Genomic DNA, 13,468 nt, shown 5'->3' on the forward strand with positions numbered 1-13,468 from the left:
TCAGGCCGACAGCCCGCGGTGCTCCGCGTCGGCCGCCCGGCTGCCGTCGTCGGCGCGGGTCCGGGCCATGAGGAGAGCGATGTCGTCCTCCGGGGGAGCGTCCGTGGTCATCCTCGCGATGACGCGGGCGCACAGGTCCTCGAGGCTCGCCGAGGGGCGATGCAGCGCGGCGAGCAGCCGGTCAAGACCGGCGTCGATGTCGCCGTGCCGGGTCTCCACCAGGCCGTCGGTGAAGAAGGCGAGGAGGCTCCTCTCGGGGAGCTCCAGGTCGACGGATTCGTAGCGTCCGGTGCCGATTCCGAGCGGCGGGCCCACCGGTGTGTCGGCGATCCTGGCGTGGCCGTCGGGGGCCAATGGCGGCGGCCGCGTTGATGCCGTGGCCGATGACGTCGCCGATGACCAGGGCGATCCGGTCGCCCGGCAGCTCGATGGCGTCCATCCAGTCCCCGCCCACCCCTTCGTACCGGTCCGACGGCAGATAGCGGCCGGCCAGGTCCACCGCGGCGCCGCCCGACAACTCCTGCGGCAGGAGACTGCGCCGCAGGGCGAGGGCGGCGGCCCGCTCCCGTGTGTACCGGCGGGCGTTGTCCAGACTCAGCGCCGCTTGGACGCAGAGTTCCTCGGCCAGCAGCAGATCGTCCTGGGAGAAGGGCACTGCGTTGTCGGTCCGGGTGAACACGGTCGGGCATACCGCCGTGGATGGAGGACTGACCCGCGCGGCGGAAGACGGGGATGCCGGAGGGGGCCTCGGACATCCGCTTCAGTGGCTCCCCGCCCAGCGGAACGGCATCGGCCAGATCCACCGTGACGTAGTCGGCGAGGGCGGGGACGGCCATGTCCGCGAGTTCCTGCGCGGTCGTCATCACATCGAGCGTGGTGCCGATCTGGTTGGCCGCCCTGCCGAGCAGCGCCAGCCGCTCGCGCTCCCCGCTCTTGGCGATCAACGAGACGGTGCACACGCCCAGTGGGCCACCGCCCTCGGGGGCGAGGGGAAAGACCGAGGAGGAGAAGACGACCTCCCGGCCGTGCTCCGGCGACACCCACCGCAGCACATGGTCGCCGACCGGCTCCCGCGAGGTCAGCACCCGCCGTATCACCGGCTCGATGGTGGTCCGGTCGAAACCACGCACGGCACGCCGCGTGGACCGGGTGGGCGTGTCCACCTCGGAGCGGCCCACGATCTCCCGGCAGGCCCGGTTCGACCACAGCAGCCGGGTGCGGGTGTCCCACACCGCCACGGCCAGCGGTGACCGGTCCAGAAGCGCCGCTTCGGCGTCGGCGGTCCGCACTCCGTCCGGTGCCCCCGTGACGGCGACGAACCAGCAGCTCGCACCGTCTCCGCCGGTCAGCGCTACGGTCTCCACCATCAGCCGGAAGTGCTCGCCGTCCCGGTGCCTGACCTTCACGACGGCCTTGGCGGCCCGCCGGCCGCCATGCCTCCCCATGTCTCCCGGAGCCGAGGACCACCGCACCGCTTCGACAGGGATCTCCAGCAGCTCCCGCACCGGCAGCCCCACGACGTCCTCCGCACGGTGCCCGAGCAGCCGTCGGCAGCCCTCTCCCCACGCCAGGATGGTGCCGTCGGAGCCCAGGAGAGCGAGGGCCGGAGCGGGTGCCTCGGGCACGTCCGCGAAGCCGGCCGGCATCCGCTTCGCCTCGGAATTCGCCTCGGAATTCGCCTCGGGATCGGCCCCGGCCCTACCCGCCATCCCGATACCCTCCGTAGCCACCGATATCGGTCGATGTCCTGCAAAAAGGGTAACGCGCCCGGACGTGGTCGGGGCCTTGCCGATCGGAGTGGCCGGCCACCGATGAGTTCGACCACCGAGCGGGGTCTACACCTGTACATCGCACGCCACACACCTGATCAGGAAGGGACCATGGCATGACCACCAACGCACTGCCGTCCGTCGTGGACGCCGACACCTGGCGGCGTGAGCTCGAAGCGCTGCGCGTCCGGGAGAAGGCCGCGACCCGGGAACTCGACGCGATCGCCGCCCAGCGCCGCCGCCTGCCGATGGTCGAGATGCCCGACTACACCCTCGAGGGCGAGGACGGACCGGTTCGGCTGGTGGACCTCTTCGACGGCAGGAAGCAGCTGATCGTCTACAACCACATGTGGTTCCCCGGCGAGCAGTGGCAGTGTCCGGGCTGCACGGGGTTCACCTCGCAGTTCACCAGGCTGGAGTTCCTGGGCAACTACGATGCCCGGTTCGTCATCGTCACCCAGGGGCCGATCGACGAGGCACTCGCCTACAAGCGGCGGGTCGGGAACAAGATGGCCTGGTACTCCACGGCGAACAGCCCGTTCGGTACCGACGTCGGCGCCCCGCCCGGCGGCGGATTCGCCGTCAATGTGTTCCTGCGCGACGGCGACACCGTCTACCGCACCTGGCACACCAACGGCCGTGGCACCGAGCAGCTCAGCCACTCCTTCGCGCTGATCGACCTGTTGCCGTACGGGCGGCAGGAGGAATGGCAGGACTCGCCCGACGGGTGGCCACAGCAGTCCACTTACAGCCGGTGGGCCGGCTCCGAGGACATCGCCGCGCTCTACGGTCAGGGCGAGTGACGCGCCCTAGTCGAGTGCGACCAGTGCGGCGTGGAGTTCGTCGAGGGTGTGGCGGGTGAGTTCGGTGAGCGTTTGCTTGCTCGCCGGATCGGCCCACTGGTCGAAGGCGTCGTAGAAGGCGCGGATGCCCAGGTCGGCGGCGAGGCTCGCGGTCGGTTCCGGTACGCCGCGCTGGTGGAGCGCGTCCGTCATGGCCTCGGCGAGTTTGGCGCGCTTCAGGGAGGAGCGCTCCTGCAGTTCGGTGTGACCGGCGATGACCGGGCGGAGCCTGGCGCCGACGTCGCGGCGGTCGTCCGTGAAGGTGGCCGTGAGGGCGTCGAGGGCCGCGCGGACCGCTTCGAGCGGTGTGGCCGGGCCGGGTGCCGCGTCGATCGCGTCGGCGATGAGCCGGGTGTGGATGTGCTGGCCGGCGAAGAGCACTTCCCGCTTGTCGCGGAAGTGCCGGAAGAAGGTGGTCTTGGTCAGGCCGGCTCGATCGGCGATCTCGTTGACGGTGGTGGCGTCGAAGCCCTGCTCGGTGAACAGCTCCAGTGCGGCGCGCACCAGCCGTTCCTGCGCGTTCGGTTCCCATCGGGCCATGCGCACAGCATAAGTGATGTGACTTGGTAACGTCACTTCGACTATGGTGACGGTACCAAGTCACATCACCTCGCTCCGCCCGGGCGGAGCATGCCTCCAGGAGAGCTACGCATGCGTGTTTTCGTCACCGGTGCCAGCGGCCACATCGCATCGGCCGTGGTGCCCGAACTGATCCAGGCGGGACACGAGGTCGTCGGCCTGGCGCGGTCCGACGCCTCGGCCACCGCCGTCAAAGCCCTGGGCGCCGAGGTGCGCCGTGGCGACCTCGACGACCTGGACGGGCTGCGCGAGGCCGCGGCCGACGCGGACGCGGTCGTCCACCTCGCGTTCAATCACGACGCCATCCCCGCCGGGAAGTTCGCCGAGGCGGTGGCGGTCGACCTGGCCGTGGTGCGGACATTCGGCGACGCGCTGACCGGCACCGGCAAGACCCTCATCGGCGTCGGCCTTACGCACACCGGCGACGCGCAGCGCGACGCGGCGATAGACGCCAACCCCCGCTCCGCCGTCGGGCGCGCGATCAACGACTTCACCGAACGCGGCGTGCGGACCGTGCTCGTCGCGATCCCGCCGGTGACACACAGCACGCGGGACAGGACCGGATTCATCCCGATGCTGATCAAGATCGCCCGCGACACGGGCGTGTCCGGCTACGTCGGCGACGGCGCCAACCGCTGGCCCGCCGGTCACACCCTGGATGTCGGCCGCCTCTACCGGCTGGCGCTGGAGAAGGCCCCGGCCGGTTCGCAGCTGTACGCCGCGGCCGAAGAGGGCATCACGGTGCGCGAGATCGCCGAGACCATCGGCCGCCACCTGAACGTCCCGGCCGTGAGCATCCCGGCCGAACGGGCCGCGGAGCACTTCACGGGCTTCCCGTTCATCACGATGGACATCACCATGCCCAACGCGGACACCAGGCGGTTGCTGGGCTGGGAGCCGGTCCACCCCGGCCTGATCGCCGACCTCGACAACGGCCATTACTTCACCACCGACTGACACCGACGGGCGTGGCCGGGGCGGGGGCCGGGCGCGGCCGGGCGCGGCGCCGTGTGTCGGCCGCCTGCTTCAGCCCCGGCCCGGGGCCACTCCCGCCCGGTAGGCGAGGACGACGACCTGGACGCGGTCGCGCAGGTCCAGCTTGGTCAGGATGCGGGACACATACGTCTTGACGGTCTCCCCGCTGAGCACCAGCTCCGCCGCGATCTCCGCGTTCGAGAGGCCCGCGCTGATCAGCCTCAGCACCTCGTACTCGCGCGAGGTGAGGACCTTCAGACGTTCGCGCTCGCGCGCCGCGTCCGGCCCAGGGCCCGGGGCGGGGGCCGGGTCGTCCGCCGCGCGCACCCGGCCCGCGAACTCGCCGATGAGCGCGCGCGTCACGGTGGGCGAGAGCAGTGAGTCGCCGCGTGCGACGGTCCGTACGCCGTTGACCAGTTCCGCGGGCGGCGCGTCCTTCAGCAGGAAGCCGCTGGCACCGGCGCGCAGCGCCTCGTACACCAGCGCGTCCACGTTGAACGTGGTGACCACGAGGATCCGGGTGCTGGGCGTCGTGCCGGGGCCGGCCAGCCGCCGGGTGGCCTCGATGCCGTCGAGCAGCGGCATCCGGATGTCCATCACGGCGACATCGGGCCGCAGCGCCTTTGCCGTCTCGACCGCGGCCTGCCCGTTGTCGGCCTCTCCCACCACCTCGATGTCCGGCTGGGCCGAGAAGATCGTGACGTAACCGGCCCGTACGAGGGCCTGGTCCTCGCAGATCAGCACACGGATCGGAGCGCCGGAGTCCGCCGGGGGGAACGGCGGGAGGGGGAGCGGCGGAGGGGGCCCCGCGGTCATGCGTCGCCTCCGGTGGGTATACAGGCGCGGACCGAGAAGCCCCCGTCGGTGCGCGGGCCCGCGGTGAAGTCGCCGCCGAGCATTCTGACACGCTCACGGAGCCCGCCCAGACCCCGGCCGCCGGATACATGGCGCGGTCCGGGCGCCGGGTGACGGCCGTCGTCGTGAGCGTCGCCGATGCCCTGGCGGGCGTGGCCGTCGGGACCGTCGTTGGCGACCTCGATGTCGACGTGTTCGTGGCCGTAGCCGACCGTGACGCGGGTGGGCCGCCCGGACGCGTACTTCACGGCGTTGGTGAGGGATTCCTGGACGAGCCGGTACACGGTCAGGTCCGCGCCGATCGGCAGCGGCAGCCGCTTGCCCTCCTCGATCAGGTCGACGGGCTGGCCGCCCCTGCGGGTCTGCTCGATCAGGTCGCGCAGATCGCCGCGGGCAGGCGCGCGACTGTCGGGCGCCGACCCGTTCGCCGCGGACCCGCCTGGTGCCGACCCGCCCGGTGCCGACCCGTTCGCCGCGGACTCGCCCGTGGCCTCCAGTACGCCCAGCAGATACCGCAGTTCGGCCAGCGCGCGCCGCCCGGTGCCGCTGATCGCGGCCAGTGCCTCGGTCACCCGTTCCGGAGAGGCCATGAGAAACGGCGCGGCGTCGGACTGGACCACCATCGCGGTCACATGGTGGGTCACCACATCGTGCAACTCCCGTGCCAGACGGCTTCGTTCGGTCGCCGTGGCGGCCACCGCCACGAGCCGTCGCCGCTCGGCCTCGGCCGTCCGACGGCCCCGTACGACGGCGCCGCCACCCCAGACGGCGGCCAGCACGAGCCCGATGACGACATAGTCCTGCGGCGGCAGCGGCGCTCCGCGCGCGTGCAGGACGACGGACAGCGCGGCGTACGCCGCCACGGCGGGCATGACCAGCAGCCGCCGCCCGCGCTCCGCGTGCGCGCCCACCGAGTACAGCGCGAGATAGAGCCCCATGCTGGCGAACGTCTGCGGCAGCCCCAGCGATTGGTGCACCCCGAAGGCCAGGCCCACCAGCGTGAGACAGAGCGCGGGGCGGTCGGCGCGCACGGCCAGCGGCAGCGTCTGCCCCAGCGCCAGCAGCACCGCGAGCACGGGCGCGTGCCGGGTCGGCAGGTCACCGAACCGGGCACCGACACCGGCCAGCGGCTCGGCGAAGGACAGCACGGTGAGCACGAACGCCAACTCCCGGTCCCGCGCGGCGCGCGGGCGCCCTTGCCACCATGCGGTCCCGGTTCGCCACCATCCGGCGCAGACCGCCTCCATGCGCGCTGCGCGGCGCGTCCCGGCCGTTTCGTCCGGTCCGGGCGACCGTGCGCTGTCGGTGCTCTCACGTCTCACGGATTTCACTGTGGTCCCAGGGATGCGGCCGTGGCCCGGTACGGGCGGGCACGGGAGGGCGGAGCGGATCTGCGCCCGCCGAACGTATCCGCGAACGCCGCCGCGGGCATCCCCCGTGAGTGGACTCCTGGGTGCCCCGCGCGGGGGACCCCGCCTCGGGAACTGTCCACGTGGCGGTGACGATCCATGCCGGTCCCCGCTCGTAGCTTCCTCGCTGTGCCGAACCGGAGCACATCCGCACCGGTCCACGAGGGGCCGGTCCACGAGGAGGACACCATGTCGCAGCCGAACGAGCGGCCGGAGCCGACATCGCCGCCGGAGCCGACGCCGCGGCCGGAGCCGACGCCGCGGCCGGGAATGTCCGCGCCGTCGGGGCGTGCGCCCGAACAGCGCGCCGTCCGCAAGCCGCGTTCAGTGCGCTGGGAGTCCGCGTGGGTACGGCTGCCGGTGCTGTTCGTACCGCTCCTGGCAGTGAACGGACTGACCACGCTGATCAATGGCGTGGCCGACGCGACCCCGGTGACCGGCCTGCTGTCGGGCGTGGCGACAGCGGCCCTCGCGCTCGGCGCGTACGTATGGCTGGTGCGGCGCCTGGAGGGCCGCCGGAACCCGGCCGAACTGCGGCCCGTGAACGCCCGATCGGAACTGCGCACCGGCGCGCTGCTCGGCTTCGGGATGTTCTCGCTGGTGATCGCGGTGATCGCGGTGATCGCGATGGGCGGCGGCTACCACCTGGAGGGCTGGGGCACCTTCGGCGGGGCGCTCACGACACTGGGCCTGATGACCTGCGTGGCGGTGACGGAGGAACTGGCCTTCCGTGGCGCGCTGTTCCGCGTTCTGGAGGAGAAGACCGGCACCTGGGGAGCGCTGGCGGTGTCGGGCCTGCTGTTCGGGGCGCTGCACATGGTGAACCCGGACGCCACGGTGTGGGGCGGGCTGGCCATCGCGGTCGAGGCGGGCCTGCTGTTCGGCTCGGTCTACGCGGCGACCCGCTCCCTGTGGCTGCCGATCGGGCTGCACCTGGGGTGGAACATGGCGGAGGGCGGCGTCTACGGCACCACCGTCTCCGGCTCCGACGCGAGCCATGGCAGCCTGTTCACCGCCTCGGTGAGCGGTCCCGAGGCGCTGACCGGCGGCGGGTTCGGGCCGGAGGCCAGCCTGGTGGCCGTCGTGATCTGCCTGATCCCCACGGCCCTGTTCCTCCGCGAAGCCAAGCGCCGGGACCGCTTCTACGCCCGGGCCGGCCGGTAGCCGGCACGGCCCGGGCGCGGGCGCGTCAGTTGAAGAGCACCATGTAGGACGAGGTGAGGCCCGAGGCCAGCCAGAACGATCCGCCGGCGATACCGACGATGATCAGTACTGCCAGCGCGCTGTCTATCTTTTCCACCAGCGGGGACGGAGGCCGGGGCTCCAGGTCATGTGAACTCATCGGTCCAAGATATGCCAAGAAGTAGGTGTGTGCGGCGGCCTGTCGAGGTTTCCGTGACCACCGGTCTCCCGCGCGTCCGTCGAACGGAATCATCGCGCCGGAATCTCGCCGAAGACCGTACCCGGACGCGGCATGTGTGGCCGGTGGGGGTCATCTCCCAGCGAGGTTGAACCACGTGCGCGACCCTGAACTCGTGCTTGCGGCGACGCGGCATGAGTCCAGAGTCGCGGGGCACTCACGGGCGCGACGCGGTCAGGCGTCCGTCGATGTGGTGGTGGTCGTGCCGATGCGCGGCACGACGACGAGGAGCACGGCTGCCGCCGCGAGCAGATGCAGCACCTCGAGGGCTACGACGGTCAGGGCCTGGTCGGCGCCCACCAGCGGCCCGATGAGTAACAGCACCACGGCGACGGTCACGATCGCGGCGAAGGTACGCGTCGGCTGGGCCGTGCGCCGCGCGATGAGCAGCGCGGCGGTGCCGCCGACCAGGCTCACCAGGAAGGCCGCGAGGCACGCCTGGACCGCGGTGACGGTGCTTTCGGTGCCGGACATGGTGACGTCGAAGTCGGCTCCGGCGGCGTCGAAGATCAGGTAGCCGACGAGGACGGCGACCGCCGCGGCCAGGGCCGCCGGTATGACGAGGCGGGCGATGGCGGCGGTGGGGCGGGTGGATGCGGTGTCGGTCATGGAACTTCTTCCGTGGCTCGGGAAAGTGGGTGGTGAGCGGCCCCGCGGGTCGGGTGGGGCAGAAGTGCGGGGCTGTTCAGAGCCACGTCATTCTGCTCGTTGATCGTTTCGGAGGGCGCGCTTCCGGCCACGGGCCGCCCGCCGGCGGACATGGCGAAGCCCCCCGAGGTCTAGGGGTGCCCCGGGGGCTTCGAATGCGCCTACTTCTGGCGAAGCGCCTTGAGAGCGGCCTTGGCCTCCCTCAGGGCGTGCGCCGCCTTCACCATCCGTTCCGCGGTGCGGGGGATCTGATCGAGCGTCGTGTTCAGCACGTAGACCGCACCGCCCACGACTCCGATCGCGGCAAAGACCCAGGCTCCGTCCACCGGCCCTCCTTACCTCTGGTGTTACCACACCCCGAAGCGGTTGCTCCGGGGTGACCGAGGAGAGGGCCAGGGGGCCGGTGGGGAAGCCCTGAAGCGCCACAACGACGTTAGCAGCGGGTTGTCTTGATCGCTCCCATATGGATGCTCTTCGGGCCCACGGATCGGTGTCGGGCGGCGGGTGCCGCCGCCCTCTCGTCTACTGGACGAAGCGCACGTGTGCGTGGCCGTCCGCCGGGGCGCCGGTGGCGGCGTCCGTGCGGGTGGCGGCCCAGTCCACCTCGCCGGGACGTGCCAGGCCGAACGAGCCCGACCGACCGGCTGCCGTCCCGTCGCGGCGCAGTTCGAAGCGCACGGGTTCCCGTACCGGATCGGGTAAGGGATCGGATGGGCCGGTGGCGGAGGCGGCCGTACTAGCCGAGGTTCCACCTGCCCGTGCGGTCCTCGTCGACTCCGTTCGCGTCGATCTGGTACGTCACGGCCGTGATCTTCGCGTCCTCCGGTACGTCGAAGATCACCCAACCGGTGGCCCGCTTGCCCGGCACGAGGATCAGGGGGATGTCCAGGGACTCGCCGACGGTGGGGGAGCCGGGCTTGCCGATGTACCCCTGCCCGGTCGAGTCGATGGCCTTGGCCCCGTTGTACCCGCCTCGGTAGGTGCCCGTCCCGGTGCTGACGATCGTGAATTCCGCTGCGACCAGGCGCTTCCCGGCGGGAGCCTTGAAGTAGTCGACCGCCGCCTGTGCGCGGTCCACATACTTCTTCAACGTGAAGTCGGCCCGAACCGTGCCCGTGGTGTCCAGGTTGGTGGGCGATCCCTCCAGCGCGAGGGTGTCGCCGAGCTTGCCTACCAGCGACCCCGCACTGCTGGCCACGGCGTCGGGCGAATGCTCACCGCCGGGTTCGGCGGCGCCGCTGGAGCCGGTGTCCTTCGTGGGTCCGGCCTTGTCGCTGTCCCCGTCCGAACCGCCGCATGCCACAAGGGTGGCGGTGAGTGTGACGACCGCCGCGGCGGCCACGATGGCACGATGCATGGAATTCCCCCGTACATTCCGTTGAACCCGATCAGTGTGGCGATGGCTGGAATCCTTGTACAGATCGGTGTGCATGGAATGCATGTTCCGTAACCGAACGGTTCCAAAGGAATGGCGCCTCGCTTCGGTCATTGCTCCGTCGGCGCGGCCAGTGCCGGGTTCTGTCCGGACCGGCTGAGCGCCTCGGCGACGAACCCGGAGTCCGTCAGATGGGCCACGGTCTCGCTCAGGAAGCGCACGGTCTCCGGGCGTCGTGTCCTCGTCGTCCCGACGGCCTGCCGGATGGTCATGAACGCGGGCTCGATCAGCCGCAGTTCGGGGCGTTCGGCGAGGTGTGCGGTCAGTGGCTGCCGGATTCCGGCCGCGGCCTCCAGTTTCTCGGCATGGAAGACATCCACCCCCTCCGGGCCCCGGACCACGGTGGCGTGGCGCAGGGTGCGGGTGAGGTACAGGTCGTAGGCCGAGCCCTGCTTCACCCCGATACGGATGCCCGGACGGTCCACGTCTTCCGGTGTGCGCAGGGGGGACTCGGCCGGGACGGCGTACACCCCCTCGATGTGCACATACGCGGGGGTGAACGCGATCTCCGCCTCGCGGGCCGGTTCGATGGCGAGGAAGCACAGATCGGCGTGGCCGGTGGCCATGGCCTCGTAGGACTTGCGGGCCGCGTCGAAGCAGCGGAACTCCACGGGTAGGCCGAGGCGCCGCGCCAGCTCACGGGCGAGATCGACGGTGACACCGCCGGGCGCGTCCGGGGTGCCCTGGGCGAGGACGGGGTTGCCGAGGTTGATGGCGGCGCGGAGCACTCCGGTGGGGGCGAGGTCGCGGGCGAGCGCGGTGCTGTCGGTGATCTCCATGCGCCGAGTCTAGGAACGGCGACGCGTGCACCGGGCCACGCATGACCAGGCGGGATCTCACAGACGGACGACGATCAGGGCGATGTCGTCGGTTCCGCCCTCGGCCACGCCCAGGCGGGTGAGCAGGGTGTCGGCCAGATGGTCGGGGCCGAGAGAGGTGTGGCGGGCGAGGGTGTCGGTGAGGCGGCGCAGGCCGACGTCGATGTCCTCGCCACGGCGTTCGATGAGTCCGTCGGTGTAGAGCACGAGGGTGTCGCCCGGGGCGTAGGACACCGTGGCCTGCGGGCGGGGGAGGTCGTCGGTGACAAGGCCCAGCGGAGGGTTGGTGGCCTGGTCGAGCAGGTCGACGGTGCCGTCCGGCCGGGCCAGGACGGGCGGCGGGTGGCCGGCGCTGGTGTAGGTGATGAGCCGGTGGCGGGTGTCGACGACGGCCTTGGCCGCGGTCGTGGCCAGCGCGCCCTCGAAGGTGCGGGCGTAGAGGCTCAGGACGTCCATCGCTCTGCCGGGCTCGCTGATGGCGCGGACGGCGGCGGACAGGGCGCTGCGGAGCATACCCATGACGGCGGCGGCCTCCAGGCCGTGGCCGACCACATCGCCGACCGCGACGGTGAAGGTGTCCGTGGACAGGTCCACCACGTCGTACCAGTCGCCGCACACGTTGAGCGAGCGGGCGGCGGGCATGTAGCGCACGGCGATTTCGCGGTGCCCGGCCAGGTCCGGGGAGTGCAGCATGGCCTCCTGGAGGGTGAGGGCGGTGCGGCGCTCCCGGTCGTGGGCCTCGCGGAGTTCCTCGTTGAGGCGCTGAAGCTCCCGCGCCCGCGTGTACAGCTCGGCCTCCATCGCCTCGCGCTCCCCGCCCGCGTCCTCGGGCCTCGGGCGCAGCGAGCGGGTCAGTACGAACTCGGTCATGTCCTCCACCCGGTGGATGATCCACCGCACCTCTCCGTCGGGCCCGAGGACGGGTGCGTTGATGGGCGACCACCACTTCGCCCGGAACACTCCCGGACGCCCGGAGATGGGGACGTCGTACTTCTGCATCGCCATCGTGTCCGTTCGCTTCAAACGCAGGACCCGTTGGAGCGAGGCGTCCAGATTGCGCACCCCGTCGGCGTCCGGGTCCGCCGGATTGTCGGGGTGGACCTCGAAGAGGTAGTGGCCGATCAGCTCCTCCCTGGTCCGGCCCGTGGCCCGCAGATAGGCCTCGTTGACCTCGACGATCATCAGATCGGGGGTCAGCACCAGGTATGGGCTGGGCGTGACGGCGAACACCGCCTGGTAGTCGATCCGCGATGCACTCACAACCTTCTCCTGTCCGGCCCGGCCCCTCTCTCATTTCTCATTCCCGATTCTCGACTATGCGGCCCGCCCCGAGTGGCGGACTGTCGGCACGCCGACCATCGAGGGCGCCAACCGGGCGGCTCCCGGGCGGGTCCGGCATGGCGTCGGGCGCAAGGGGGCGATCTGGGCGAACACTGGTGGCCTCGAACGAGGAGGAGAGGCCGTGGACGACCTCCACGCTCAAGGGGCCCGGAAGACCACATCGGTCGGCAGAGGGGTCCCTGACGCCTCCGGCCAGGCGGGGATCATCGGCATCGGGCTCGCGGCCGTGCTGACGTTCGCCCTCGCGCAGGGAGCCTGGGAGTGGTTCGCGTCCTACATCGGAGTGACGCTTCTCGCGGTGATCCTCTCCTTCTACCGCCTGCCACCACGCGGGCCCGGCCCTCGCTCCGCGTACGTATCGAACCTGGTCGCGTACTCCCTGGTGGTGGGCCTGTGCGCCGCGATCGCGCTGGCCCCGGTGTTGCAGCGCTCGGCGTGGCTCTTCCCGATGCCGGGCACCCGCAGCCACTGCCGGGCGCTGGGCACGTACGAGAGCCTCCGCACGGAGGCGTCGCTGGCGAACCTCGCCGGCCGGGACGGCGCCGCCCTGGCGTACGCGCGGGTCAGCCACCGCCATGAGGCCGTCGCCGACTGCCTGGCGTCCACCACGACCCGGTGGCTGCCGCTGTACGGACTCGGGGCGGCCGTGCTGGCGGGCCTGGGCGCGTGGTCCTTCGACCGCGTCCGGGCGCGTAGGCGAGCGGACCTGGCCACCTAGGGGGAGGCCCGGGGGCCAGGGGCGGAGCCCCTGCCACGTGGCGGAGCCCCTGCCACGTGGCGGAGCCGCATACCGTGTCGGCTGCCGGGGTGCTGTGCCGGTTGTGGAGCGATCTTGTGAGATTCGGACACGCTTTTGAACCCCGCCCATCGCTTGTTCGTCCTCCAGTGCCGGAGCACCGGGATGTCTTCGTGACGGAGCGAAGGCCCCCGCGTGATGAACCGCACCACGAGCGAATGGACAAGCACACCATGGGGCGACACCGACGAATATCCCGGCTTCCCCGGACCACGCTGGCGTCACGAGCGGCGCTGGCCGCGGGGGCACTGGTGCCGACGATCGCCTCGGTGGGGTCGGCTCACGCGGCCACCCCGCAGGCGGCGATCTGCACCTCGGACGAGCCGGGGCTCGCCGACAAGCTCTCCGAAGACATCGACTCGGCACTGGACGGCGCCACCGCCACGACGGCGATCAGCCTCCACGACCGCACCACGAACACCACCTGCACTCTCGATGCGGACCGGCCATTCGACTCCGCGAGCACGGTCAAGGTGACCCGGGGCGCCCCCGTGCGGTGGGCCGCGCACTAGGGCCATCCCGCCCCGACCGCCGCGGGGGAGGTCCCCCGCCCCCCCCAGTAGACCAAGTACGACCACGAA

Annotated in this window: 16 protein-coding genes and 1 pseudogene; 5 read left to right on the plus strand and 12 right to left on the minus strand. The window is 71.4% G+C overall.

Annotated features, from left to right (window positions below; genetic code table 11):
• Together ACFXB5_RS07625 and ACFXB5_RS07630 are read right to left on the minus strand one after the other, a co-directional pair.
• Positions 1 to 315, minus strand: a complete 315-nt coding sequence (locus ACFXB5_RS07625; RefSeq protein WP_385203735.1) for a SpoIIE family protein phosphatase — start codon at positions 313 to 315, stop codon at positions 1 to 3.
• A gap of 689 nt (positions 316 to 1,004) precedes the next feature.
• A pseudogene (locus ACFXB5_RS07630) lies at positions 1,005 to 1,709 on the minus strand (hypothetical protein); the annotation flags it as partial.
• 176 nt (positions 1,710 to 1,885) lie between these two features.
• On the opposite strand from ACFXB5_RS07630, the gene ACFXB5_RS07635 reads away from it, so the two are divergent.
• Positions 1,886 to 2,572, plus strand: coding sequence for a DUF899 domain-containing protein (locus ACFXB5_RS07635; protein ID WP_385203738.1), 687 nt, complete (start codon positions 1,886 to 1,888; stop codon positions 2,570 to 2,572).
• A 6-nt stretch (positions 2,573 to 2,578) separates the two neighbouring features.
• On the opposite strand, the gene ACFXB5_RS07640 is transcribed toward ACFXB5_RS07635, so the two are convergent.
• Positions 2,579 to 3,151 (minus strand): TetR/AcrR family transcriptional regulator, encoded by a 573-nt coding sequence (locus ACFXB5_RS07640; RefSeq protein WP_385203741.1) that lies wholly within the window; start codon positions 3,149 to 3,151, stop codon positions 2,579 to 2,581.
• 111 nt (positions 3,152 to 3,262) lie between these two features.
• Between ACFXB5_RS07640 and ACFXB5_RS07645 the strand changes: the two genes are divergently transcribed.
• The gene (locus ACFXB5_RS07645) at positions 3,263 to 4,147 is read left to right on the plus strand and encodes an SDR family oxidoreductase (protein ID WP_385203743.1); all 885 of its coding nucleotides are present in this window, start codon (positions 3,263 to 3,265) and stop codon (positions 4,145 to 4,147) included.
• 69 nt (positions 4,148 to 4,216) lie between these two features.
• Here ACFXB5_RS07645 and ACFXB5_RS07650 read toward each other — a convergent pair whose 3' ends face one another.
• Entirely contained in the window at positions 4,217 to 4,981 is a 765-nt protein-coding gene (locus ACFXB5_RS07650) for a response regulator (RefSeq protein WP_385203746.1), read from the minus strand.
• Positions 4,978 to 6,342 carry a sensor histidine kinase gene (locus ACFXB5_RS07655; protein WP_385203749.1) on the minus strand — a complete coding sequence of 455 codons (1,365 nt, stop codon included), beginning with the start codon at positions 6,340 to 6,342 and terminating at the stop codon, positions 4,978 to 4,980. The genes ACFXB5_RS07650 and ACFXB5_RS07655 overlap by 4 nt, the downstream gene beginning before the upstream one ends.
• Before the next feature lie 276 nt (positions 6,343 to 6,618).
• Between ACFXB5_RS07655 and ACFXB5_RS07660 the strand changes: the two genes are divergently transcribed.
• Positions 6,619 to 7,593, plus strand: coding sequence for a CPBP family intramembrane glutamic endopeptidase (locus ACFXB5_RS07660; RefSeq protein WP_385203752.1), 975 nt, complete (start codon positions 6,619 to 6,621; stop codon positions 7,591 to 7,593).
• Positions 7,594 to 7,618: 25 nt separating this feature from the next.
• Here ACFXB5_RS07660 and ACFXB5_RS07665 read toward each other — a convergent pair whose 3' ends face one another.
• The 7 genes from ACFXB5_RS07665 to ACFXB5_RS07695 form a co-directional block, all read right to left on the minus strand.
• The gene (locus ACFXB5_RS07665) at positions 7,619 to 7,771 is read right to left on the minus strand and encodes a hypothetical protein (protein ID WP_167525773.1); all 153 of its coding nucleotides are present in this window, start codon (positions 7,769 to 7,771) and stop codon (positions 7,619 to 7,621) included.
• 252 nt (positions 7,772 to 8,023) lie between these two features.
• Positions 8,024 to 8,458, minus strand: a complete 435-nt coding sequence (locus ACFXB5_RS07670; protein ID WP_385203756.1) for a DUF6069 family protein — start codon at positions 8,456 to 8,458, stop codon at positions 8,024 to 8,026.
• A 200-nt stretch (positions 8,459 to 8,658) separates the two neighbouring features.
• Positions 8,659 to 8,823 carry a hypothetical protein gene (locus ACFXB5_RS07675; protein WP_385203759.1) on the minus strand — a complete coding sequence of 55 codons (165 nt, stop codon included), beginning with the start codon at positions 8,821 to 8,823 and terminating at the stop codon, positions 8,659 to 8,661.
• A 196-nt stretch (positions 8,824 to 9,019) separates the two neighbouring features.
• On the minus strand, positions 9,020 to 9,175 hold the full coding sequence (locus ACFXB5_RS07680) for a hypothetical protein (protein ID WP_385203762.1): 156 nt from the start codon (positions 9,173 to 9,175) through the stop codon (positions 9,020 to 9,022).
• A 58-nt stretch (positions 9,176 to 9,233) separates the two neighbouring features.
• Positions 9,234 to 9,854, minus strand: a complete 621-nt coding sequence (locus tag ACFXB5_RS07685) for a hypothetical protein (RefSeq protein ID WP_385203764.1) — start codon at positions 9,852 to 9,854, stop codon at positions 9,234 to 9,236.
• Between the two features lie 128 nt (positions 9,855 to 9,982).
• On the minus strand, positions 9,983 to 10,711 hold the full coding sequence (locus ACFXB5_RS07690; RefSeq protein WP_385203766.1) for a transporter substrate-binding domain-containing protein: 729 nt from the start codon (positions 10,709 to 10,711) through the stop codon (positions 9,983 to 9,985).
• 57 nt (positions 10,712 to 10,768) lie between these two features.
• Positions 10,769 to 12,010, minus strand: a complete 1,242-nt coding sequence (locus tag ACFXB5_RS07695) for a PP2C family protein-serine/threonine phosphatase (protein WP_385203769.1) — start codon at positions 12,008 to 12,010, stop codon at positions 10,769 to 10,771.
• Positions 12,011 to 12,212: 202 nt separating this feature from the next.
• Here ACFXB5_RS07695 and ACFXB5_RS07700 point away from each other — a divergent pair, with 202 nt between their 5' ends.
• Both ACFXB5_RS07700 and ACFXB5_RS07705 read left to right on the plus strand, forming a co-directional pair.
• Positions 12,213 to 12,809 (plus strand): hypothetical protein, encoded by a 597-nt coding sequence (locus ACFXB5_RS07700; protein ID WP_385203772.1) that lies wholly within the window; start codon positions 12,213 to 12,215, stop codon positions 12,807 to 12,809.
• A 236-nt stretch (positions 12,810 to 13,045) separates the two neighbouring features.
• On the plus strand, positions 13,046 to 13,399 hold the full coding sequence (locus tag ACFXB5_RS07705; protein ID WP_385203774.1) for a hypothetical protein: 354 nt from the start codon (positions 13,046 to 13,048) through the stop codon (positions 13,397 to 13,399).
• The last annotated feature ends 69 nt before the right edge of the window (positions 13,400 to 13,468 follow it).

This window comes from Streptomyces sp. NPDC059455 (genome assembly GCF_042750115.1).
GTDB classification, from domain to species: Bacteria; Actinomycetota; Actinomycetes; order Streptomycetales; family Streptomycetaceae; genus Streptomyces; species Streptomyces endocoffeicus.

Bases quoted from the DNA above. Each gene is read 5' to 3' on its own strand.
- ACFXB5_RS07635 (WP_385203738.1), top strand. From the start codon at position 1,886: ATGACCACCAACGCACTGCCGTCCGTCGTGGACGCCGACACCTGGCGG.
- ACFXB5_RS07640 (WP_385203741.1), bottom strand. From the start codon at position 3,151: ATGGCCCGATGGGAACCGAACGCGCAGGAACGGCTGGTGCGCGCCGCA.
- ACFXB5_RS07645 (WP_385203743.1), top strand. From the start codon at position 3,263: ATGCGTGTTTTCGTCACCGGTGCCAGCGGCCACATCGCATCGGCCGTG.
- ACFXB5_RS07650 (WP_385203746.1), bottom strand. From the start codon at position 4,981: ATGACCGCGGGGCCCCCTCCGCCGCTCCCCCTCCCGCCGTTCCCCCCG.
- ACFXB5_RS07660 (WP_385203752.1), top strand. From the start codon at position 6,619: ATGTCGCAGCCGAACGAGCGGCCGGAGCCGACATCGCCGCCGGAGCCG.
- ACFXB5_RS07665 (WP_167525773.1), bottom strand. From the start codon at position 7,771: ATGAGTTCACATGACCTGGAGCCCCGGCCTCCGTCCCCGCTGGTGGAA.
- ACFXB5_RS07670 (WP_385203756.1), bottom strand. From the start codon at position 8,458: ATGACCGACACCGCATCCACCCGCCCCACCGCCGCCATCGCCCGCCTC.
- ACFXB5_RS07685 (WP_385203764.1), bottom strand. From the start codon at position 9,854: ATGCATCGTGCCATCGTGGCCGCCGCGGCGGTCGTCACACTCACCGCC.
- ACFXB5_RS07690 (WP_385203766.1), bottom strand. From the start codon at position 10,711: ATGGAGATCACCGACAGCACCGCGCTCGCCCGCGACCTCGCCCCCACC.
- ACFXB5_RS07705 (WP_385203774.1), top strand. From the start codon at position 13,046: ATGGACAAGCACACCATGGGGCGACACCGACGAATATCCCGGCTTCCC.